This window comes from Sphingobacteriaceae bacterium GW460-11-11-14-LB5, assembly GCA_002151545.1.
In the GTDB taxonomy this organism is placed as follows: Bacteria; Bacteroidota; Bacteroidia; order Sphingobacteriales; family Sphingobacteriaceae; genus Pedobacter.
Genome location: CP021237.1, coordinates 1718222 through 1740435, shown reverse-complemented (window position 1 = coordinate 1740435; position 22214 = coordinate 1718222). Strand labels below are relative to the sequence as shown.

Annotated in this window: 19 protein-coding genes; 5 read left to right on the top strand and 14 right to left on the bottom strand. The window is 38.2% G+C overall.

The features are described from left to right. Positions 1-18: 18 nt before the first annotated feature. From CA265_07005 to CA265_06980, 6 genes are all read right to left on the bottom strand, one after another. A complete protein-coding gene (locus tag CA265_07005) occupies positions 19-1464 on the bottom strand; it encodes a hypothetical protein (protein ARS39414.1) in 1446 nt (481 codons plus the stop codon). Positions 1465-1467: 3 nt separating this feature from the next. Next, positions 1468-3252 (bottom strand): hypothetical protein, encoded by a 1785-nt coding sequence (locus CA265_07000; GenBank protein ARS39413.1) that lies wholly within the window; start codon positions 3250-3252, stop codon positions 1468-1470. An 18-nt stretch (positions 3253-3270) separates the two neighbouring features. Further along, the gene (locus tag CA265_06995) at positions 3271-4380 is read right to left on the bottom strand and encodes a hypothetical protein (protein ID ARS39412.1); all 1110 of its coding nucleotides are present in this window, start codon (positions 4378-4380) and stop codon (positions 3271-3273) included. Beyond that, positions 4377-4985 carry a hypothetical protein gene (locus tag CA265_06990; protein ID ARS39411.1) on the bottom strand — a complete coding sequence of 203 codons (609 nt, stop codon included), beginning with the start codon at positions 4983-4985 and terminating at the stop codon, positions 4377-4379. Before CA265_06990 ends, CA265_06995 begins: the two co-directional genes overlap by 4 nt. A 411-nt stretch (positions 4986-5396) precedes the next feature. Beyond that, complete coding sequence (locus CA265_06985) at positions 5397-6089, bottom strand: lysoplasmalogenase (protein ID ARS39410.1); 693 nt, start codon at positions 6087-6089, stop codon at positions 5397-5399. Beyond that, positions 6079-7296, bottom strand: coding sequence for a sterol desaturase (locus CA265_06980; protein ID ARS39409.1), 1218 nt, complete (start codon positions 7294-7296; stop codon positions 6079-6081). The genes CA265_06985 and CA265_06980 overlap by 11 nt, the downstream gene beginning before the upstream one ends. A gap of 225 nt (positions 7297-7521) precedes the next feature. Between CA265_06980 and CA265_06975 the strand changes: the two genes are divergently transcribed. Together CA265_06975 and CA265_06970 are read left to right on the top strand one after the other, a co-directional pair. Next, positions 7522-7842 carry a hypothetical protein gene (locus CA265_06975; protein ID ARS39408.1) on the top strand — a complete coding sequence of 107 codons (321 nt, stop codon included), beginning with the start codon at positions 7522-7524 and terminating at the stop codon, positions 7840-7842. A 549-nt stretch (positions 7843-8391) separates the two neighbouring features. Then, positions 8392-9024, top strand: coding sequence for a hypothetical protein (locus CA265_06970; protein ID ARS39407.1), 633 nt, complete (start codon positions 8392-8394; stop codon positions 9022-9024). On the opposite strand, the gene CA265_06965 is transcribed toward CA265_06970, so the two are convergent. Then, a complete protein-coding gene (locus CA265_06965; GenBank protein ARS39406.1) occupies positions 9021-9629 on the bottom strand; it encodes a hypothetical protein in 609 nt (202 codons plus the stop codon). The two genes, CA265_06970 and CA265_06965, sit on opposite strands and share 4 nt — an antisense overlap. A gap of 222 nt (positions 9630-9851) precedes the next feature. On the opposite strand from CA265_06965, the gene CA265_06960 reads away from it, so the two are divergent. Beyond that, positions 9852-10517 carry a haloacid dehalogenase gene (locus CA265_06960; GenBank protein ID ARS39405.1) on the top strand — a complete coding sequence of 222 codons (666 nt, stop codon included), beginning with the start codon at positions 9852-9854 and terminating at the stop codon, positions 10515-10517. 72 nt (positions 10518-10589) lie between these two features. Here CA265_06960 and CA265_06955 read toward each other — a convergent pair whose 3' ends face one another. Further along, positions 10590-11762, bottom strand: a complete 1173-nt coding sequence (locus CA265_06955; GenBank protein ARS39404.1) for a galactose-1-epimerase — start codon at positions 11760-11762, stop codon at positions 10590-10592. Positions 11763-12155: 393 nt separating this feature from the next. On the opposite strand from CA265_06955, the gene CA265_06950 reads away from it, so the two are divergent. Then, positions 12156-13145 (top strand): L-glyceraldehyde 3-phosphate reductase, encoded by a 990-nt coding sequence (locus tag CA265_06950; GenBank protein ARS39403.1) that lies wholly within the window; start codon positions 12156-12158, stop codon positions 13143-13145. Between the two features lie 55 nt (positions 13146-13200). On the opposite strand, the gene CA265_06945 is transcribed toward CA265_06950, so the two are convergent. Together CA265_06945 and CA265_06940 are read right to left on the bottom strand one after the other, a co-directional pair. After that, positions 13201-14346: a hypothetical protein gene (locus tag CA265_06945; GenBank protein ID ARS39402.1), complete on the bottom strand. Its 1146-nt coding sequence runs from the start codon at positions 14344-14346 to the stop codon at positions 13201-13203. Positions 14347-14466: 120 nt separating this feature from the next. Next, positions 14467-15636 carry a hypothetical protein gene (locus CA265_06940; GenBank protein ID ARS39401.1) on the bottom strand — a complete coding sequence of 390 codons (1170 nt, stop codon included), beginning with the start codon at positions 15634-15636 and terminating at the stop codon, positions 14467-14469. A 159-nt stretch (positions 15637-15795) separates the two neighbouring features. Between CA265_06940 and CA265_06935 the strand changes: the two genes are divergently transcribed. Then, positions 15796-18198, top strand: a complete 2403-nt coding sequence (locus tag CA265_06935; protein ARS39400.1) for a TonB-dependent siderophore receptor — start codon at positions 15796-15798, stop codon at positions 18196-18198. Positions 18199-18414: 216 nt separating this feature from the next. Here the strand turns inward: CA265_06935 and CA265_06930 are convergent, their stop codons facing one another. From CA265_06930 to CA265_06915, 4 genes are all read right to left on the bottom strand, one after another. Continuing rightward, positions 18415-18669 (bottom strand): hypothetical protein, encoded by a 255-nt coding sequence (locus CA265_06930; GenBank protein ARS39399.1) that lies wholly within the window; start codon positions 18667-18669, stop codon positions 18415-18417. 46 nt (positions 18670-18715) lie between these two features. Further along, positions 18716-19036 carry a hypothetical protein gene (locus CA265_06925; protein ARS39398.1) on the bottom strand — a complete coding sequence of 107 codons (321 nt, stop codon included), beginning with the start codon at positions 19034-19036 and terminating at the stop codon, positions 18716-18718. Positions 19037-19169: 133 nt separating this feature from the next. After that, entirely contained in the window at positions 19170-19466 is a 297-nt protein-coding gene (locus CA265_06920; GenBank protein ID ARS39397.1) for a transcription-repair coupling factor, read from the bottom strand. Between the two features lie 48 nt (positions 19467-19514). Next, on the bottom strand, positions 19515-22211 hold the full coding sequence (locus CA265_06915; protein ID ARS39396.1) for a DNA ligase D: 2697 nt from the start codon (positions 22209-22211) through the stop codon (positions 19515-19517). Positions 22212-22214 lie beyond the last annotated feature (3 nt).

Below are 22214 nucleotides of genomic sequence, written 5' to 3'. Positions count from 1 at the left end.
TTTATAATTTATGATGAATTATTCTTGTAATTTATGTGAGAATTTTAAGATGATAAATTCTGCCGGGCGCACGGCTGCCATGCCGATTTCTACATTCATTCTGCCTTCGAGGATATCAAGCGAGGTCATGGTTACCCCCAAACCAATGCGCACGAAGTAGGCGTCGTCGGGTTTTGCGCCCTGTAATGCCCCCTGACGCCAGAGCTGGTTTAAGAAATTCTCGCACATGGTTTTTACGCGCAGCCAGGTATTGGCATCATTGGGTTCGAAAACCACAAACTCAGTGGCTTTTTTAACGCTCTCTTCAACAAAATTATAAAAACGCCTTACCGAAATGTACCGCCATTCGTTATCGTTTCCTGCCAGGGTACGTGCTCCCCAAACCAAAGTTCCCTTGCCTGTAAAAAAGCGGATTACGTTAATTGATTTACCCGTAGTTGGGTCTATATTAAGTGTTTCCTGCTGTTGTGCGGTAACTTTTAATGAGGGGCCAGTAACCAGGTTTACGCTCTCGTTAGCCGGTGCTTTCCAAACGCCACGGTTGTTATCAACCCTTGCCATTATCCCTGCTACTGCGCCCGAAGGCGGCAAATCGATTACATTTTTATCCATTTCGTTTACCAGTGCACGATAGGTACTTAAATCCAGGGCTTTAATGTCAGCTAAGGTTAGATCGTTATAAGGTCCGTTACCGGCATTTACCTGGTGTTTTACTTTTACCTGTTCGTTATAGGCATAACTTAATGTACTTTGCAGCCAGGGATAATAAGCGGCACCATATTTTAAATTTGCTGTACCAATATCGTTCCGCACAATACCGGCATCGGCATAGGGAGAATCGGATAATACCCAGGCATCAAAAATGGCTATACGGTCTTGCAGTTTCGCGCATTGCATTAATGCATAATCATAAACATCTTTATAGCCTGATTTGGTACTATTTAATAATTTATGCTTATCGGTAAATACCAGCATCGTTGGTTCGTCAACTTTTGCAATTGCATCTAAACCCGCTTTGGCAGCATCTGTGGTTAAATCGGTACTGTAACTTCCGCTCGAAACAATATAACAGGCTCCGCCACCATTTGCATAGAACATTTGTATCGCATAATACATGTATTTACCGCTCGTCTCGCTTTTTTTGGCATCACAGCTTATTACCCGTTTTACTATTTTACCGTCAACTTCAGTGTCGGTTATAGTGGGTATACCACTGGTTTCGAAAACCGTTGTTTCTGAATTGGCACCGCCAAAATATTTTTGATAGTCAAGAAACGAAGTAATCCGGATGGGGGTTGGCAACTTCGTTGGCGCAGCAGGTAAAACATCGTTCCCATTTTCATCTTTGGCAAATTCGGTACGGCCGATAAATGCAGGAATAGCCGTTTCAACTGCTGCTATTGATGCCGGCAGTTTACTTATTTCCTCTATGTAAACGCCAGGGGTTTTATAATTGGTTGCCATAATTTAAGATTTTGCTAATAGGTGAGAAAATTTAAGGACAATAAACTCTGCTGGTCTAACGGCGGCCATTCCAATTTCTATGATCAGGCGTCCTTCCAGAATGTCGAGCGAGGTCATGGTGATGCCCAAACCCACATTGACAAAAAATGCATCTTCGGCTTTGGCTCCGGCCAATGCACCCTGCCTCCATAATACCGTGAGGTAATTTTGGCACATGTTTTTTACGCGCATCCATGTTCTGGCATCATTTGGTTCGAAAACAACAAACTCCGTTGCTTTTTTGATCGATTCTTCTACCATGATAAAAAAACGCCTTACAGGAACATAACGCCATTCGTTATCGTTACCAGCCAATGTTCTGGCTCCCCAAACCAAAGTTCCCCGGCCAGCAAATTTCCTGATTACGTTGATGCTTTTGCCCGATGTGGCATCTACATTAAGATAATCCTGCTCCTCATCGCTTACGGTAAGTAAAGGTTTATCAACGGTTAATAAACTTACATTTGCGGGCGCTTTCCACACCCCACGGTCGCTATCAACGCGTGCCATAACCCCAGCTATAATGCCCGAAGGATAAAGCGGAACGGTATAAGCATCAAGCGCTGCCTGGATCTGATTAAACAAGCCAAAGTCTGTGCTATCAAAGCCTCCGGTTAGCAATGAACTGCTTAAGGTAATCTGAGGCGTAGTTCCTTTTGGATCGTAAACAATGGAAATTGCATTGCCTTCGTTACCTGCAGTTTTAGCATTTACAGTTAATACCGATGTTGTTACCGAAGTTTCTACCAGCGCAGCCAGTTCTGTATTGCCATCAATTGCCGTTTTTAAAGCCGTCGCCGTTATACTTGTGCTTGCACCGATTGCAATTCCAGTCGGACCAAAAGTAAAGCTAAAGCCGGCTATGGAAATCGAATGACCCGTTATGGCTAAACCATCAAAGGTGATGGTTGCCGAAGCTTTTACAGCCGCTACAGATTTATCGGTAATCTTCGTAATTGCTTTTTTAGTAGAGCCAACTTTTTTATAAATTCCATTATTGGCACCTGTTCGGTTATCGGCCGCTATTTTAATATCTTCATTGGCTACCCGGCCATAACTTGCACCAGTTTGTACCTGCGGGTAATATGCGGCGCCATATTTAAGGTTATCGGCACTTACCAGGTCGTTCCTGAATTTATCGGCATCCGAATAGGTTGTTGATAAATTGACCTGTGGGGCATCTATAATGGTAAAACGATCTTGCAGTTTGGCGCACTGTGCGAGCATGCCATCGTTTAATTCTTTAATATCAGCAGCAGAACTTAATGCTGTAATTTCGGGGATGAGCAGCAGGGTAATTTCATCTTCCCTTTCGCAGGCCTGCAAACCGAGTTTTAAAGCAGCCTTGGTTATTGCCGGCGTACTATTGTACGTACCTGCAGAAATTACCCAACATGGACCGCCGCCGTTTTCGTAAAACATTTTTACATGATAGTATAAAATATAGCCCGAAACACCCGTAACTGTTGTTGCGGCGCTTACATCAATTTTTGGTGTCAATTTACCTTTTTCGGGCTCATTGATGGTTACTTCGAGTACTTCAGGGAAGGCACCACCAAAGAAAACCTCAAACTCTAATAATGAGGTAATGCGTACCGGTGTATTAGCAGCAAAGGCTACACCATTTTTTTCCCGTTTTGCAGTATAACCGATAAAGCCGGGGATGGCCGTATCTACCTGTGCAATAGAAGGCGGGATAGTCGAAATCTCTTCAACGTAAACCCCTGGATGTTTATATGTTAGCGCCATATCATGATTAATTATTTTTTAAACATATACATATATTTTACTCTCATCACCTGCTTGCTTTTCGGGTACCGGATTGGGCAAATTCCTGGTTAGTACCACCTCTGCGCCGGTGTCTTTTTTACTCAGCTCTATACCCAGTTTTACTTTTTGAAAAAAAGGGATCTTTACATTGCTTTTAAAAAGCAGTATATCGGCATCGGCAATTTTATTTATCGGGTCGGGATCATTGGCAGGCACCGGATTTCCGGTAAAGGTATATTTGGCATAAACCGGATTTCCGCTTGGTGTACCATCCTGACTCTTATCTTTTACAAACAAATCAAAATCATCCAAATCGATACCGCTCTGGTTAATGATATAATATTTCCAGATGGTTGATTTCCTTGAAAAACTGATCAAAAACCTGGTTTCGGTAACTACGGCATTGCTTGCAGGCATTTTAATTTCCAGTACACCAAAAATAGACTGTGCACTTAATTCGTTGCTTTTAAAAATTTTATAACTCAACAAATCGTTACCGGTATCGGCTGCATTTTTGATGGATATATGGTAAAGTCCATCGGGCAACTTGCCAAAATTGATCGGTTTTTCGAAAACCTTATTGCCGTTGAGCTTAATTTTATAAGGACCGTTAACAGGTAGTCCCTCGCTGTCGAAATCCACTATTAGGTTATTTTCAGTTAGGGAGTTTACCCTTAGCGTTACTTCTGTATTTACAGGTGGAAGTGTAAAGTTCAGATTCATCAGGTCGCCAACAATGCTGTCAATAATCTGGTATTCGAGATTGGGATTTAACGCATTATTAGAAAAATAAACCTTTTTATTACTCAAAAAATCCTTATTCGGTGCGATCTCATTTAATTGTGTAACGGCTAAAAATTTGGCGGCATTATTTAAGTTGATACCAAAATGCAGCGTGGTATCTAAAAGATCGATCTTATTTTTTAAGTCGGCGCCTATTTCTGTAATCACGCTAAACCCCGAGCCAAATGTTTTAAATAACCAGCGCTGATTGCGCATGATAGCTATTGAGGCACTGGTAGGCATGAATCCAAAATCATCGCAAAGGTTATCCTCGTAATAATTGTGGTTTACACCAACAGAAAGTAATTTACGGTATGCACTCATAACTTGGTTCTTGTGTTTAACAAAATGTTTTCAACTAATCCATCTGGTGCCAGCTGTACATTTTCCTGCACGGTAATCATCCTGATTTTATACAACACCGATGGCAGGTAACTGTGACCAATGATGCTCCAAAAGTGGTTCATCTGTTCAAAATTGAAACTGAAAAGCTCGATACTTAAACGTTCAATATTTTTATCAATAGTGGCCAGCAAAGGCGAATTGGCCTGTGTAAATACATTTTTACCCTGAAAAAAAGCAATTACCTGTGAGAGTTTCTTTAAACCTTCCAAATAATCGAGGGTTGGTGATTCGGTATCAGCATGGTTAAAATTTGCTGAAATGAGTACGTAAAGGTTGAGGTAGATATCGGGGTTTCTTGTTTCAATATCACCGAGCATATTTTTGACCGTAACGCGCTGATCTTTAACAACCCTGTCTTCTTCAATGTTCATCAAAGTGATGCCCATCGTTTTTTCGGGTATAGCAAGTTTTCCTTCCGAAACCACACTGCTCACCACGATATAATCTTCACCTGTGGTGTTGGCGATATTGTTTAGATAGCCATTAATTTCTTTCGAAAAAAAATCTAATGCTGCGTTAATCATAGATAAAAATTCGTTTTGGAACTATTGGTATTCAAAGGATTAACATAAACTTAGACAGGAAAACACCGATAGTTATTAACAATTACAAAAAAAAGTTATTAACAGATTCGCTAACTGAAAAGTGGCGATTGGAAGACGCAGACGTAATTTTTATGAAAAATAAACTTACTAAGAAGTCAGTTTTTAACACACTGAAAATCAATTTGTTAAAAACAACACACAGGAATAAATACTTTTTGATGGCAAAAGAGCTTGATTACTTCTACCAATTACAAATTTGAGCAAATAAAACTTACTTAAACTGAAACAAAAAAGATATCACACGTATTAGAAATACTACTCAAGAATGATTAAAACCAACTATATCGTTAATTATCAACAAATTACATAACAAACGGATAATGACCAAAACTAAATTTCGGTCCTTTTAACCACCAGCTGCCGAGAAATTGTTCCATAAACAATCAGGTACTGCGCAATCATGTATGTGGCCATAATTAAAGCGCCACTTTGTGGGATGGGTTGAGCGAATTTATTCACTGCTAATGCACTATCTGACAATAAGAAAAACAGTGCACCATAGAGAATCAGTTTAAAACTAAAAATATTCACTTTCCCGTAACGGTTAACCGCCATAAGTGCCATTACACAAATAATGATCGCGTACATCAGCACCGGAAACTGTAGTGCACCTAATTTTGGCTGGAGGTAAAAAAATAAGCCTGAGCAGAAAATAGCAAAGGCCCCAACTGCCCATAAAAAATAAGGCGTTTTGTGACTGGGATTGGATTTATGATCGAGTGTAAATGCCCTGATGTAAAAAATATGGCAGACTAGAAAGGCGATTAACCCGTAAATAAAAAAACCTGGTTTACCGCTTTGAAGCATCAGCAAAATATCGCCAACTCCGGCAAAAATTAATCCTGTAAAAATTCTTTTGTGGAAACGCCCCTTCAAATTTGTACTGAGGTATAGCCATACTAAAAGTACTACTACAATTAGTGGCTTGGAGAAATTACGTAATTCGATGTTATTGGCATATTCTGCATATAGCTGAATTACAAATACAAGGAAAAATATAAATGAAAATAGCTTAGTCTTCATCAGGGTCGGGATTTGCCTTTTGCAAATTAAAAAACCAAATTACGGATATTAACTGGATAGCCACAAAAATTACTTGATATCCGACTGGAAATTTCAAAAACAAAACCAGCAAAACACCAAACAATAACCTAAAATACTCAAACCTGATTTGCCACGCCTTTTGTTCTAATAAAGCACCACAGGTAATTAAGGTGAATATGGTAAAAACAGCTCCAGATACCAAAGTAATGGTTTCCATTTTATGGTAAGCAAACAATATCGCAGCGCCTGCACTTAAAGCAATCAAAAACTGCATTAAAACATAAGCTGTAAGCTTAGATTGATATACTGGATTATATTTTTTATAGGTTTCTACATTTATTTCAGGTGCAGATTGAAACCCACCGAGGTGTGAAGGAAACCAGCCCGGTGGTTTAAGAAAAACTTTAATTTTATCGCTGAACTTTGGCGATTGCTTTGCAGTTTTAACCAGATCGTCCCAATAATGAAGATTTGCCCAGACTGGATTCCAACTGGCCAGCGGTTTGGTGATTCCATAATAAACCTCTTCTTCTTCTTTCTGGAAAGTTCCAAAAAAGCGATCCCAGATAATTAACGTACCGGCATGGTTTTTATCAATATATTTCGGATTAGAACCATGGTGTACGCGATGATGTGAAGGGGTATTTAAAATATACTCTAAAAAGCCCATACTTTTAATGGCCCTGGTATGAATCCAGAACTGATACAACGTATTGAACGAACTTAAGGTTAAAAACATGATCGGATCAAAACCAATAAATGCCAAAGGGAGATAAAATACCCAACTAAACCAGCCCTGAAACCAACTTTGACGTAAAGCCACGGTTAAATTATATTCTTCTGATTGGTGATGTACAATATGCGCTGCCCATAAAGCATTTACTTCGTGGCTCATCCGGTGAAACCAATAATAGAAAAAGTCGACTCCAATAAACAGCAGTATCCAAACCCATATTGTTTTGGGTAATTCAAATAAACGCCAGTGTTCAAAAATATATTTGTAGCCAAAAAACAATGCGGTTTTCATAAAAATCCCGGTGAGCTGCTGCCCTATACCCTGACTTAAATTCGCAATACTGTCATTAAGCCGGTAATAATTTAGTTTTTTATAAAAATTATAAGCCAATTCTATTCCGATCAGTATAAAAAAAACCGGTACAGATAAGGCGATGTAGTCTACTTTCATATCAACAAAAAAATATTTGGCCAGCGATATTAACTTTACAATTTAGAAAATTTTCAGGTCAACCTAAAATCTAATTCTTGTAATATTTGTGCTTGTTTGGTTTTAGTTATTGATTTCTGTCAAATTCACCTTACCTTTGAAAGGCTAAACTCATGCTTTTGGCGTTATTAAATTTTCATTTAAATCATCCCATCTATGAAAAAATTATCTCTCCTTCTTTTGCTAATGGCGACAGCATTTTATGCAAAGAGCCAAACGCTGGTATTAGCCAAAGACGCCGCTCAATATATCGGTAAAAATGTAACTATTTGCGATTCGGTATATAGTGCAAAGGCTTTAGATAAATTAACCTTAATTAATTTAGGTGGAGCCTATCCAAAAGAGCTAATTACTGTAGTGATCAATAAAGAAGACCTGGGTAAATTTCCTTCAGAACCTTCAAGCATGTTTATGGGAAATAAAATTTGTGTTACCGGAATCGTATCTGATTACAAGGGCAAAAAACAGATTTTAGTTACCGATCCGAAGCAGATTATTGTAAAATAATTAAACCATCATATAATTTCTAGTGCTGTGGCGTAAAAACCAGCACATTTTCCTCCGCGCGGCTTTAATCGCTCATCTTTATATTGTCTAAGCTCCGTACCTCAGAAAAACACAGCATCAATTGCGGAAAATTGGTGGTAGAAAGGGCACCATATGAATCAACCTAAGCACCTCCTCATTGAAAGGAGGTAGGCTTCGGCTGGAGCGTTAATACAAAAAGTATAATTTATGTTTAAATTTTCGAATGGAGTGCCTCTTCAGTCGGCAGGAAATTAATCCTGCCAACCTCGTAAGCATAGATATCCTTATTATCTGATTCGAAGATTAAAAATCATTTTTACATATCATAACAGATTATACAGATAGGCATATTTCCTTGATGAATCGTTTTATTTCCTTGATGAATATTTTTGGTCTTGTAGTTTTTCTTATACTCAAAGTCACCCTTTCATGAATTAGATGAGCAAATCGCACCATTGCTAAAAAGCTGAAAATTTTGCATCTATTGCCATAAAATCCATAGTTTTGGTTTTTCATCAACCTATACCTATGCTTTTAAAACGAAATACACTCATTTTTATACTCATCATACTGGTTGCTGCTTTTACTTATTTAAGTTTTTTTATTGCGCAGCACCCCCTATTTGATTTTGACATTAAAACATCGTTATTTATTCAGCAATACCATGCAGATTGGTTGGATAAATTGATGTTGGCCATCAGTTTTTTTGGCGAACTCCCCTATTCATTACTTTCAGTAGTAGTGGTGGCTGTTATATTCTATCAGCAGAAATATAAACGCGAAGGTTTATTCATTTCAACGGTTTTACTATCCGGATTAATTATCCTGGGGATTAAAAATGTAATTAACCGCCCACGTCCTACTGCATTTTATGTACGATTGGTGGAGGTAAACCGGTTTCAGAGCTATCCCAGTGGACATGTACTTTCTTATACGCTCTTTTTTGGCTTCTTAATTATTTTGATGAATACGCTGAAAAACATGCCTAAGCTCACCAGAAATATAGTCACTTATTTATCAGCATTTTTGATGATTACCATTGCCCCATCCAGAATTTATTTAGGTGCACACTGGTTTACGGATACCGTTGGTGGTTTTCTGCTGGGTTTAATTTGCCTTTTCCCGCTTTGTTATTTTTACTTCAAGAAGAAAACAGATTAACGCTTTTCTTCCAGTTTTTCTTTCTTTCTGATCCTGCTTAAGGTTTCAATCCGCATTCCCAGATAACTGGCCAAAAATTTTAACGGAACCCTGGACTTTATTGTAGGATATCCGATCTTAAATTGTTTGTACCTGATTTCTGCTGAAGGGATTCGGGATAAGATAGATCGCTCTTGCGACATATGGTAATGTATAGCCAATAATTTTCTAGCTAAAATGTTCGTTTCAGGAAATTGTGCGTACATGTCATCAATAAAACGATATGGAAGTATAAGTAATTCCGAATCTTCCAGTGCCTGATATTCTTCCTGGTAAGTTGGCGTAAGTGTCCCTGGATTTCGAATACTGCCAATCAGATGGTTTTCGTCGGTTAACCATGCGGTAATATCTTTCCCCTCATCAAGCACAAAAGCCCGTACCAGCCCTTTAACAATAAAGAATAAACAATCGCCACTGATATCGCTCAGGTTAGGCAAAACCTCGTTTTTGCGAACAGAGATTTTAAATGTTTCGGTTTTTACCCGCTCTATTATTTCTTTTTTTAATGGCTGCAACTCATTTAAATACTTGATAAGCGGATCACTTTCATGATGGGCAGCGGTCATAATATTTATCCCGGGTTTTAAAACTATGCAAGCTATTACTTGAATACCGGATTTCCAAATATGAAAACGAGTATAACAACCTAAAAATTACAGTTGTGGAAAATTTATTTTCCACAACATTTGTTTTTGGCACCACTTTAAGGAATAAATTATTCATTAAATTTTCGTTTTGATCACGGTATTTTGACTTAATCCTAAAAAAAATCTGATAATTTTGCCGCCATGACGAACAATAAACCTAAAGCTTTCCTTTTCGATCTGAATGGAACCATGATTGATGATATGGCTTTCCACAACCATGCCTGGCATAATATCCTTACACAGGATTTAGGTGCAAGCATAAGCTTCGATGCCGTTAAAAAACAGATGTATGGTAAAAACCAGGATTTGTTGGAACGTGTTTTTGGTGTTGGTCATTTCTCACAGGAACAGATTGATCAGATTTCTATCGAAAAAGAACACAGGTATCAGGCTGCGTATAAAAAACATTTGACGTTAATAGCCGGACTGGGTGATTTTTTAGAAAAAGCAAAACAATCAGGCGTTCAAATGGCAATTGGTTCGGCAGCTATTCCCTTCAATATCAACTTCGTACTCGATAATTTAAATATCCGCTCTTATTTTAAAACTATAGTAAGCGCCGAAGATGTGGTAAACAGTAAACCAGATCCTGAAACCTTTAGCAAAGGGGCTGAAATTTTAGGTGTTGCAGCCAGCGAATGTATTGTTTTTGAAGATGCACCAAAAGGTGTTGAAGCAGCACTGCATGCCGGAATGAGGTGTGTTGCACTGACAACCATGCACACCAAGGAAGAATTTGCAGCTTACACGAACATTATAGCTTTTATAGACAATTATACAGATCCTGTTTTACAGGAGCTTTTCTAAATAAAAACGGCCTGCATTTCTACAGGCCGTTTTTATTTTTTCATTGCTGGAATATGGTGATCACCAAAATAATTATTTGGTAAATTTATATAACGAGCTCGTTTTATACACTTGCCCAGGCTTTAAAACCGTTGATGGGAAATTTGGCTGATTTGGTGAATCTGGAAAATGTTGTGTTTCTAATGCAATTGCTGTTCTAAAATCATCTTTAGCACCCGTTTTAAAGGTATTTTTACTTTGCATAAAGTTTCCGCTGTAAAATTGCAAGCCTGGTTCCTGTGTATAAATATCCATCACGATGCCCGACTGATCTCCTTTAACAGTAGCTGCATGAAACATGCCCATTGCCTTGGTTTTATTCAGCACATAGTTATGATCATAACCTTTCCCAAAAGTTAACTGTTCGTTTTTATCATTTATACGCGCACCAATAGTCGTTTCTGTGGTGAAATCGAACGGCGTTCCCTTAACCTTTTCAATTTTTCCTGTCGGGATCAAGGTAGAATCAACCGGTGTATATTCATCGGCATAAATCTGCACCTTGTGGTTCAAAATCTCACCGCTTCCATCGCCATTTAAATTAAAGAATGCGTGGTTGGTTAAATTTACGATAGTGGTTTTATCGGTTTTAGCCTCATAGTCCATTTTCAACTCATTATCATCCGTTAAAGTATAAGTTACCTTAACATCTAAATTACCCGGAAAATTTTCATCACCATCTTTTGATAAATAATGAAGCACCAAAGTATTATCATTGGGCTGACTGGCGTCCCAAACTACATATTGATAACCTTTTTTTCCACCATGAAGGGTATTCTGCCCGTTATTGGTGAATAATGAGTAGCTTTTACCCTCAAGCGTAAACTTACCCTTTGCTATGCGGTTACCATAGCGACCAATAGTTGCCCCAAAATACGGCTCGGTTGATTTTTCGTAATCAGTAACACTTTTAAAACCCACTACCACATCAACTAACTTACCAGCTTTATCAGGTACCAATAAGCTAACCAGGCGCCCACCGTAATTGGTAAAAATAGCTTCCGCATTATTCTTATTTTTTAAGGTATACAATGCGGTTTGCTTACCATCAATTTCCTTTTTAAACGAATCGGCCACAAGTTTTACAACTGCTACCGAGTCGCTTTTTAAGCTATCTGTTGATGAAGTCTTGTGGGTTCCGGATTGGCAAGATGCAAAGCCTATTGCAGCCAGTACACCGAGGCTGGTGAATGATTGTAATTTCATAAAATGGATACTTGGTTTAGATTTTTTAATTAAGTTTTAAATATAAAGATAGCACTTAACTTGATAAATAAAACGATTTAGAAGAATCCAAATGCATAAGTTGGAGAATAATTTTTTTACACACCCATCATGATACAATTTGTAGAAGTGGTGATAACAAAATGTAGAATGATTAATAATCTTTGATTTATTTATATCCTGATCGGATAGTGATCGGATTTATTTCAGTTTTCTTAAGAAGATGAGGAAAAGATAATGAAAGGTTTAGCGTGACGATGGATCATACGTTTGAATTGAACTTTCTGAATTTTATTGATTTGAAGATAATATATTAACTAATATCAATTAAAATCCACTAAAACTGATTATTATTGCTGCTATCAAATCCCAAATATGAATCAAAACATTTCAACAGATCGTTACGACAAAATGTTATATCGCCGTTGTGGAAACAGCGGCATAAAATTGCCCGCAATATCGTTGGGTTTATGGCATAATTTCGGACATGTAAACGTTTTTGAAAACAGCAAAAACTTAATTTATACCGCTTTTAACAATGGCATTACCCATTTCGATTTAGCCAATAACTATGGTCCCCCTCCCGGGTCGGCTGAAGAAGTTTTCGGAAAAATCCTTCACGAAGATTTTAAAGGTTATCGTGATGAAATGATTATTTCAAGCAAAGCCGGATATACCATGTGGGATGGTCCTTATGGCGACTGGGGTTCGAAAAAATACTTGGTTTCCAGTTTAGATCAAAGCTTAAAACGCATGAAACTGGATTATGTTGATATTTTTTACCACCACCGTCCTGATCCTGAAACCCCGCTTGAAGAAACCATGGGTGCCTTAAGTCTCCTGGTTCAGCAAGGAAAAGCTTTGTATGTTGGTATTTCGAATTATAAGGCAGAAGAAGCTGCAAAAGCAATTAAAATTTTAAAAGATAACGGCACGCCCTGTTTAATCCACCAGCCTAAATACTCGATGTTTGAACGTTGGGTTGAAGATGGTTTGCTTGATGTTTTGGCCCAAAATGGTGTAGGCTGTATTCCATTTTCACCATTGGCACAAGGTTTACTTACCGATAAATATTTACACGGTATTCCTTCCGATTCGAGAGTAGCAACCAGTGGTATCTTCCTGAAAGAAAGCAACATCACACCCGAAAAATTAGCTGTCATTGCCAAATTAAACGATGTTGCCAAATCACGCGGACAAAAATTAGCACATATGGCTTTATCGTGGATATTGAAAGACAATAGAATTACCACAGTTTTAATAGGTGCCAGTAAACCAGAACAGATTACGGATTCAATTAAAGCTTTAGATAATATCGAATTTAGTGATGCGGAAGTAAAACTGATTGATGAAATTTTAAGTTAAAAAACTAATCGTCATTCTCAAAGCTATTGAGGATGACGATTTTAAAAATCACTTGTCACTGACCTACAGGTAGTGAAAAGTGAAAGGTTGAACCAGTACCATAATCACTTTCTGCCCAGATTTTACCATTGTGCAAATTTATAATCTCTGCACTCAGGTATAAGCCTATCCCAAAGCCCGAAATGGTTTTAGTTTGCTGGTTTTCTACCCGGTAAAACCGGTCAAAAAGTTTGTCCAGCTCATGAGACTGAATACCTATACCGTTATCGGTTACAGAAACATGCATTTTATCTCCTATGACTTCTGATTTGACCAAAATAGTACTGCCATGATCTGAATATTTTACGGCATTACTAATCAAATTTGAAATCACTGAACCTATTTTATCTCTGTCAGCATTAATCAATTTAGGCGCTCCTGCTACAAAAGTAATCTGATTAGTGGAATGGATCAATCCCAAATCTTCTACAACCTCAAAAATCAGTTTACTGAGATCGAAATCGGATAGGTTCAAATGGATTTTTCCAAATTCTAAACGGGATACGTTTAAAAAAGAACTGATCATGGTGCTCATTTTCCGGATCTGCTTTTGGACCTTATCTAAAGTATTTACAATAAAAAGATCGTTTAAACTTCGGTTCTGCATTAATTGAACATAAGCACTAATAGAGGTTATGGGTGTTTTTAACTCATGGCTTATCATGCTGATAAAATCATTCTTTTGCCGCTCTTCCTTTATGCTGATTAAAACCTGTTCCTGATCTAGTGCCTCCCGCTGTAATTCAGTCTCTCTAATGGCATTTTTAGCCTTAACCATATCGGTCACATCACTTGCGGTATGTAGAATACAATAAGGCAGTCCGGTTTCATCCTTAATGGCCCGGTATTCGTAGGCATAGTAAGCGGTGTGTAACGTCCCGTTTCTTATTGTTTCAGCCGGAATAGCATCACCTTTATCTGTAATCCCAGTTAGCAACACATTTTTCAGCATATTGATAAAAGGTTGCCCCTTTAACTCAGGCACGGCATCTTCTAAAGGTTTACCGATTACCGAGCGGTCTTTACCCCAAAAAGCAATCATCGCATCGTTGGCCATTTCGATTACAATTTGCTCTGATGTGTATATGGCTGTAGCATCTTTTGATAAGGAAAGCACCTCTAAAAGTTGATTATTATTTAAAACCTTTGAATAACTTCCCATTTATATTTTAAAATTAAAACCCGACTATGCTGATATTTTTTTGATTAAAATGAAATCGTACTCCTTATCATACAAGTTGGCCCTACAAATGTTTGGTTAGTCCCGTTTTATTATTAAATTTTATTGGCCGGCACTTAATTTATCGCGTATTTTCTGTTTAAGTATGCCTGCGGCCTGGGTATATCCGCCATCTGCTCCGTCAACAAAATGGATATGGTCATCCTCCAGGTCCCTAACATAACAAGACATAATCGATTCGCCACTGACGTAAAGGGCATATAAAATTTTATTATCCTTTTCGAGCTGGTTAAGCTCCTTCTGTAATGCCAGGCGCTGCTGTGCAGTTCCGGTAATGACCGTGTTTATCCTTCCGTCTATCACCAGCGTATCCGACATTTCTACAAGCTGTTTAAGGTATTTTTTACCACGCGCTGTTCGGAAATAGATATATCCGTAAATATTAATGAACCACGATTTTAGGAGTTCAAAAAACTTAATTTTTCCAAGCCGGTGTTTCATCTCCTTCCCTAAACTATTAAAGCTCGTTTTGAAAATCAATTTAGAAACAGAAATGGGCTGACGCTTTTCCGGGCTGCCATAAATTTGATCGAGGTGATGGATCACTTTGCTGAAAACGCTGGCCTGTTGCTCCGTTTCTGAAGCTATAACAATCAACGTAACTACTTCATCACTGTTTTCGGGTGGTTCGATCTTGTCCCAGCGGCATTGCATACCACTTAAATCGATTTCATCGCTTGCGGTATCATGGCCGGCTAGCAGGTAATGCTCTCCCTTGATAACCTGTTCTGCATAGGCCAGGCCATCGCCTAAAACAATGGGTATGGAAAACGTTTCAGCACTACTAAATCTACAAATGTTAAGGCTGTGGCCTTCTTTATAAATTTCGGCAACAGGTATAATACCAGTTCTTAATTCGAGGTTAAAATTTTGCAAGGTATTGTCTTTGTATTTCAGCAGCGATTTCATCACATCATCCACAATACCGGGCGGAACAATAAAAGTGGCCCCATCGCCACCAAAGAAAAATGGTACCGAAATATTTGCTTTGAACGCAATATTAAGTACCGCAACAATACTACCCGTTGCCACCAGATTTACATTTTCATGCAGTCCCAGATTGACTGCAGCTGTTGAACTTTTGATATCAGTGATGATGACATACCAGCTTGCAACCACTTTTTCAAATAATCGATTTTGAATCAATAACTGATGCAAAGGCATTTTATGAACGGGCAGATTGGAATAGAAATGATCTTCGTTATTTGACATAATTGAATATGGAACAGCTCTAATATACGCATTAGAAAAATTTAAGTTTTCTAATCGGGAGACTAATAACAAATCTTATTTAGAACAAATAAAAATAATTTTGCTATTTAGACGCAAAAACCCTTCCTTTGCGCCAACTAAGAATTAATCTAAATAAAAATGGATAAAAAATTTACTTTTTTTTTAAATATTATAGCTTTTTTTCTGCTTTTAGCAGGAAATACAATGGCACAAAGCAAAAACGGATCTGTTTCAGGTTCGGTTAAAACCAGCGATGGCAATCCGGCAAGTTATGTAAGTGTGGGTTTAAAAAATACCGGTAAAACGACACAAACTGATGAGAAAGGTAATTTCACGATCAAAAATGTAATACCAGGCACTTATACCATTAAAACATCAGCTATAGGTGTAGCTGCACAGGAAAAATCAGTTACTGTTGTTGCTGGTGCGACTGCAAATGCTGATTTCACCATTGCAGAATCTTCATCGCAATTGGACGAAGTCGCCATTAACGGATACAAAACACCTAACAGAAAGCCAGCTAACTTAGGTAAAATCGCCATTGCTCCTATGGATCTTCCACAGGCAGTGCAGATTATTGGAAGGCAGATCATTACGGATCAGCAGGTAAATAGTTTGGGCGACGTAATGAAAAATGTGAATGGTGTAGCCTTAGGTGCTAATCGTGGTGCAGTTGGCGAAAATTTCTTTGCAAGGGGTTATAGCTTAGGAAGCAATAACATTTTCAAAAATGGAGCAAGAACAACTATTGGTGGCAGCCCTGAGGCAAGTACATTAGAATCGGTAGAGGTTTTAAAAGGAAGTGCCGCTTTACTTTATGGTGGTGTTAGTGGTGGAGCTGTTGTGAATATGGTTACCAAGAAACCTAAATTTGAAAACGGTGGTGAGGTAAGTATGAGAACAGGTAGTTATGATCAATACAAACCAATGGTTGATCTTTATGGTCCAATATCAAAGAAACTTGCTTTTAGAGCAATTGGTACTTACGAAAATGCCGGAAGCTTTAGAGATTATGTAAAATCAAAACGTATTTACATTAACCCATCATTATTATATAAGATAAGTGAGCAAACTGAGGTTTTGGTTCAAGGTGATTATTTGAAAAGCGATTTCACTCCAGATTTTGGTGTAGGATCGGTGAATAGTCAGATTGTAGATTTTGGCCGCGATAAATTCATTAATACCCCTTGGGCTTACAATAAAACAAATACCACTACTGCCCAAGCCAATTTAACGCATAAATTTAACGAAAACTGGAAATTAAATGCAATTGGATCTTTCCAGGCTTATAATCGTAATTATTATGGATCAGACCGCATCCAGGCCAATACAGCAGGTATTTCTGCAAGAAATCTTTCCAGAGCACTAAGTAAAGAATATACTTACAACCAACAAATTAACATTAACGGAAGTTTTAGCACAGGAAGCATTAAACATACTGTTTTGTTTGGGGTAGATGCAGATCAATCGAGAGTAACCAGCAATGCATTCGCTTATGGCAAAGATGCTAAAGGTGCTTACATTACTACTTTAAATTATGGTAATGTTAACGTTTTCGATGAATCTACTTATTACGGTTCGGGATTAATGCCTGAAGCATTTGCCATAACAAGCACACTTGCACCAATTTATAGATATGGTGCTTTCTTTCAGGATTTAATCGAAGTAACTGAACAATTTAAAGTATTGGCAGGCTTACGTTATACAGATCAGAAAAATGCAAGTTCAAGGGCTTTAAACATAGAAAGTGGAATAACAGCACCAGGTGCTACAAAGTTTGATGATGCTTTTTCTCCGAAATTGGGTTTAATTTATCAACCCCTCAAAACCATGTCAATGTATGTGAGTTATGCAAATAACTTTATTCCAAATACGGGTGTTGATATTAACAATAATGCACTTCCACCATCAACTGTAAATCAATACGAAGCTGGACTTAAAAATGATTTCTTCGGCGGGAAGTTATCAGCCAATCTAACTTATTATAAAATAATCAATGATAATATTTCACAGGCCGCTATACTTCCAGACGGAACGACCAGCAGTGTTTATAAACAATTAAACGGTCAAACAACCAGTGATGGATTGGAACTTGATGTTAACGGAAATCTCGCTAAAGGACTCAACTTTTTATTAGGTTATAGTTATAACTTTATGCGTTACACCAATACAGCTGATGTTACCGGGATGATTGAGGATGTTCGTTTAGTAGGTACAACCAAAAACACGGCGAATGCGACTTTATTTTACACTTTCCAGGACGGTGCGGTTAAAGGCTTAAAATTAGGTGCCTCTGCATTTTATACGGGCAAACGTAATGGAGGTTGGAACGATGCTAAAAATGCACCAACTTTGAGGTTAATTCCACTAAGTGCATTTACCACCCTGGATTTTTCTGCAGGATATAACTGGAAAAAATTCTCGCTTCTTGCTAAAGTTTCGAACATTACCAATGAGCTGAATTATTTCGTTCACGAAAACTATAGCGTAAACCCTATTGCCCCACGCCAGTTTGTAACGACCCTGTCTTATAGATTCTAATCAAAAAATAGGTTAAATAAAAAGCTCCAGGTCGGTTGATCTGGAGCTTTTTGCTTTTTACGTGGTTGGCCTATTACTCAAATATCCATTTGCTGGTATGTGGTCTTCGATGGCTGAATTTATGCTTTAATGACCTCACTGATGAGCAAAGCAAAGCCAATGGTTACAAGACATATCCTCATAACCACACTATCCATTTGTTAAGCTAAGAAAGAATTAAAGAATAATCAGGATGGTGCCTGACTTCAGCAGTTTAAAATAGTAGTGATATTCCCCGTGGCGGTTGACTTTTTCAATTTCGCATACCTTACCCGATTTGCCATACTCATCAGCTAATAAATCGCCAATTTTAATGTTATCTAACTGATTTACGTTAAGGGATGCTCTTTTAATTAATGTAGCTGTTTTTTCCATAAGATTGCAGTTTGAAGTATTTACGTAACTAAAAACCATTAGGTTTTGTAGTTTCATAAATTACCTACTAATAAGTATCAAACATACAAAATTGTAGTGTTAATTAGCAATACACAATCTCATAAACTCTTTTCATGTATAAGGCTTCGTCTATCTTGGTAAAAAACTCATACCATTCTTCCCGCGTAAAGACTAAACTGATGTCAGGGAAAGGTGTCGATAAAATCACAACCTGCCTCCCATCTGGCCTGTTCTCTAAATAATCATCGAAATCGAGTTTTTTGGTAGCCACATAAAAAGCATCAAACTGATCAAAAGAAAAATTCATTAAAACACCCGAGCGCCATATATTTAAAACTTTACAATTATTGCATTGTGCGATGGTGATATTTTCGTTTTGAGCAAGTACAGTTGTTTTACACATGGGCTTTACATTTAATATTGATCGATAGATTTAACAAATATCTTATTATTTAGAATAATTCCAAATAATAAATTCAATTTATAAATAAAAGCCAAAAAAAAATACCTCCGATTTTCATCGGAGGTATTTTCTATTATGCTGCATCGTAAATGACAACCTTTTCGAAATAAACCCTGAATTCATCCAGGAAAGCTTTATGTAGTGGGTGTACCTGATAAACATCATGTGCAGCCAAATCTTCAAAGAAAAGAATGAGGCTAAAGGTATAAGTGGTATCTACCACAGCACGCTCAATCGGTGCCGGTACGCCAATGTGAAAAGTTTTTACAACTTCAATGTTCTCTAATGTTTGTAAGCTATTGCGGAAAGCAATTTTCTGCTCATCGGTGGTATCGGCTTTGAGCCAGAATAAAACGTGGTGTGCGATCATTTTTTAATTTTTTCCAAATATAAGGAAAGCCGGAAAAGATCATAAGTTTTATCCAAAAACACTTTTGGCTTTATCAATGGCCTTCATTAAATCAATTCCCTTGCCCAGTACACCTTTAAACAAATCTCCCTCCACTTTTAAGCGATCGATGGTATTAAAAATATTAAAATCTTTCATTTTCAAGCCAGGTTTAACTTCATCCCAATGCAGAGGCATTGATACGGTTGCACCAATTTTCGGGCGCAATGAATAAGGTCCGGCAATGGTTGCCCCTGGCCTATTCTGCAAAAAATCTAAATACATTTTACCTTTTCTGGCCGCCACCATCCGCTCGAGCGAAGTATATTCAGGGATTTGATTGTGCACCAGGTTGACCACTATTTTAGCAAACATCTGACTTTGCTCATAAGTATATTTGGCATTTAAGGGAATGTAAATATGCATTCCGGTTGAACCTGAGGTTTTACAATAACCGGGAACATTTATGGCATCCAATACTTTTTTAGTTTCCAGAGCGGCCTGTACCACCTGATCAAAAGTATGCTTATCGGGATCTAAATCAATTACACAGTAATCTGGATTATCGGGACTTTGTACCCGGCTAAACCAGGGATTCATTTCTATACAGCCTAAACTGGCCATCCAGAGTAATGAAGCTTCATCCGTTCCCACCAGGTATTCTTTTTTTTCACCTTCGCCATTTTCATAGGGGAAAGTTTCGGCCCAGTCTGGTGCTTTTCCCTTTACATCTTTCTGGTAAAAACTCGGACCATGTATTCCACCCGGAAAGCGGTTAAGCGATTGAGGCCGGTCTTTCAGGTAAGGCATTATATATTCAGCAACCTGGTAATAGTAGTTAAACATATCTCTTTTGGTTACCTTATCTTCGGGCCAATATATTTTACTTAAGTTGGTGAATTTAAGTTCGTGGCCTTTAACTTTCCTGACCTGTGTTTCATCTTTCGGATTTAACAAAGTTTTAGGTTCTTTACCTTTTGGAGCTTTTATTGCCGCTGCATGGGGACTTTTCTCTTTAGTGTCGTCGACAATTTGATCTGTAGGCATTTCGGCTTCCCTTACCACTTCTTTGGCTTTTTTATCTTCACGCATGCCCTGGAAAGACGGGTGACGGAAAACACCATCTTCCGTTACTTCAGTAAAAGCAACCTCGCATACCAATTCTGGCTTTAACCAGGTGGCTTGTGCTTTTGGTGGATTTGGCCTGAAGCGGGAGGGTTTATTTACATCAGGAATACTCTCGAAGGGGCTTTTATCGATAATAATCGGCTTAAACTGCTCCATCATGGTTTTCTGAAGTTTATCTGAAAAACCAGTCCCTACTTTGCCCACATATTGTAGTTTTCCCTTTTCATACACGCCTAATAGTAAAGAGCTGAAAGATTTAGCAGTATCGGCGTTTTTGGTGAAACCGGCAATAACCACTTCCTGCCGCTTCTGTACCTTAATTTTCAGCCATTCTTTCGATCTCCGGTCTGTTGCATAAATACTATCCGTTTTTTTGGCAATAATGCCTTCCAAGCCCATTCTGCTGGCCGCATCAAAAAAGTCTACTCCACTGGCTTTAAAAACTTTCCCAAGGCGCACACGGTCATCATCAGTTGGCAGTACCTCGTTCAATATGGCTTGTCGCTGGTAAAGTGGCAGTTCCATCAGGTTTTTACCATCGTACCAGAGAATATCGAACACATAAAAAACAAGTTCTCCGTCAGCTTCGCTTCGCCAGTTCTGCAGCGAGCCAAAATTAGACACACCTTTGCTATTTAAAACCAAAATCTCACCATCCAATACCGCATTCATTTTCCAGCCCAAAAGCAGATCGTAAATGGGATAAAATTTTTCGTTAAAGGATTTATTATTTCTTGACAACAGATCAACCTTTCCTTTATTGACAAAGGCCAGGGCACGATAACCATCCCATTTTACCTCATATTGCCAATCAGGATCGTCGAAAGGTTCGTCAACCAAGGTGGCCAGCATGGGTTTTATGCCTTTTGGAATAGCGGTTTTAGGGGCTTTCTTCAGTATGGCTTTTACATCTACCACGACGTCATCACCCACCGCTTTGGTTTCTTTCTTTACTTTTCCTTTCGGGCTTTTTTTTTCAGTTTTTAAATCCTGCTCCTTCCCTTCTTTCCAAACCTTATCGGATGTTTTTTCCATCTTTTCGATTGTTTTTCCAGAAAGCACCGATTTATCTTCTTTGGTAATGTCTTTTACAGAAGCATAATCATCTTTATGTTTGATTAACAGCCAGCCGTTTTCGCCCATCCCATGGGTTTTCACAAGTGCAAACTCGCCATGAAGTTTTTCTCCGTTGAGCTTGATTTTTAAAGAACCATCTTTTAACTGACCTAATAAATGTTTTTCCTGTGCTTTTTTGCCCTTAATCGTTTCAATAGGCTCATAAGTTCCTTCATCCCATACAATAACGGTTCCGCCACCGTATTCGCCTTGTGGGATAATGCCTTCAAAATCTTTATAATCGTATGGATGATCCTCTACCATCATGGCCAGACGTTTGGTTTTTGGATCGGTTGAGGGGCCTTTCGGTACGGCCCAGCTTTTTAGCACACCTTCCATTTCGAGTCTGAAATCGTAATGCAGCCGCGAAGCATCATGTTTTTGGATTACAAAATGTAATTTATTCCGATCGCTGCTTTTGCCCGATTTTGGTTCGGTAGTTTTGGAGAAATCGCGTTTGGCAACATACTTTTTCAGACTCATAAC

Coding starts and splice junctions, on each gene's coding strand:
- CA265_06975 (ARS39408.1), top strand. CDS start 7,522: ATGGCGACAGCATTTTATGCAAAGAGCCAAACGCTGGTATTAGCCAAA.
- CA265_06925 (ARS39398.1), bottom strand. CDS start 19,036: ATGTGTAAAACAACTGTACTTGCTCAAAACGAAAATATCACCATCGCA.
- CA265_06965 (ARS39406.1), bottom strand. CDS start 9,629: ATGACCGCTGCCCATCATGAAAGTGATCCGCTTATCAAGTATTTAAAT.
- CA265_06920 (ARS39397.1), bottom strand. CDS start 19,466: ATGATCGCACACCACGTTTTATTCTGGCTCAAAGCCGATACCACCGAT.
- CA265_06930 (ARS39399.1), bottom strand. CDS start 18,669: ATGAAACTACAAAACCTAATGGTTTTTAGTTACGTAAATACTTCAAAC.
- CA265_06940 (ARS39401.1), bottom strand. CDS start 15,636: ATGTCAAATAACGAAGATCATTTCTATTCCAATCTGCCCGTTCATAAA.
- CA265_06990 (ARS39411.1), bottom strand. CDS start 4,985: ATGATTAACGCAGCATTAGATTTTTTTTCGAAAGAAATTAATGGCTAT.
- CA265_06985 (ARS39410.1), bottom strand. CDS start 6,089: ATGAAGACTAAGCTATTTTCATTTATATTTTTCCTTGTATTTGTAATT.
- CA265_07000 (ARS39413.1), bottom strand. CDS start 3,252: ATGGCGCTAACATATAAACATCCAGGGGTTTACGTTGAAGAGATTTCG.
- CA265_06945 (ARS39402.1), bottom strand. CDS start 14,346: ATGGGAAGTTATTCAAAGGTTTTAAATAATAATCAACTTTTAGAGGTG.
- CA265_06995 (ARS39412.1), bottom strand. CDS start 4,380: ATGAGTGCATACCGTAAATTACTTTCTGTTGGTGTAAACCACAATTAT.
- CA265_06915 (ARS39396.1), bottom strand. CDS start 22,211: ATGAGTCTGAAAAAGTATGTTGCCAAACGCGATTTCTCCAAAACTACC.
- CA265_06980 (ARS39409.1), bottom strand. CDS start 7,296: ATGAAAGTAGACTACATCGCCTTATCTGTACCGGTTTTTTTTATACTG.
- CA265_06970 (ARS39407.1), top strand. CDS start 8,392: ATGCTTTTAAAACGAAATACACTCATTTTTATACTCATCATACTGGTT.
- CA265_06950 (ARS39403.1), top strand. CDS start 12,156: ATGAATCAAAACATTTCAACAGATCGTTACGACAAAATGTTATATCGC.
- CA265_06960 (ARS39405.1), top strand. CDS start 9,852: ATGACGAACAATAAACCTAAAGCTTTCCTTTTCGATCTGAATGGAACC.
- CA265_07005 (ARS39414.1), bottom strand. CDS start 1,464: ATGGCAACCAATTATAAAACCCCTGGCGTTTACATAGAGGAAATAAGT.
- CA265_06935 (ARS39400.1), top strand. CDS start 15,796: ATGGATAAAAAATTTACTTTTTTTTTAAATATTATAGCTTTTTTTCTG.
- CA265_06955 (ARS39404.1), bottom strand. CDS start 11,762: ATGAAATTACAATCATTCACCAGCCTCGGTGTACTGGCTGCAATAGGC.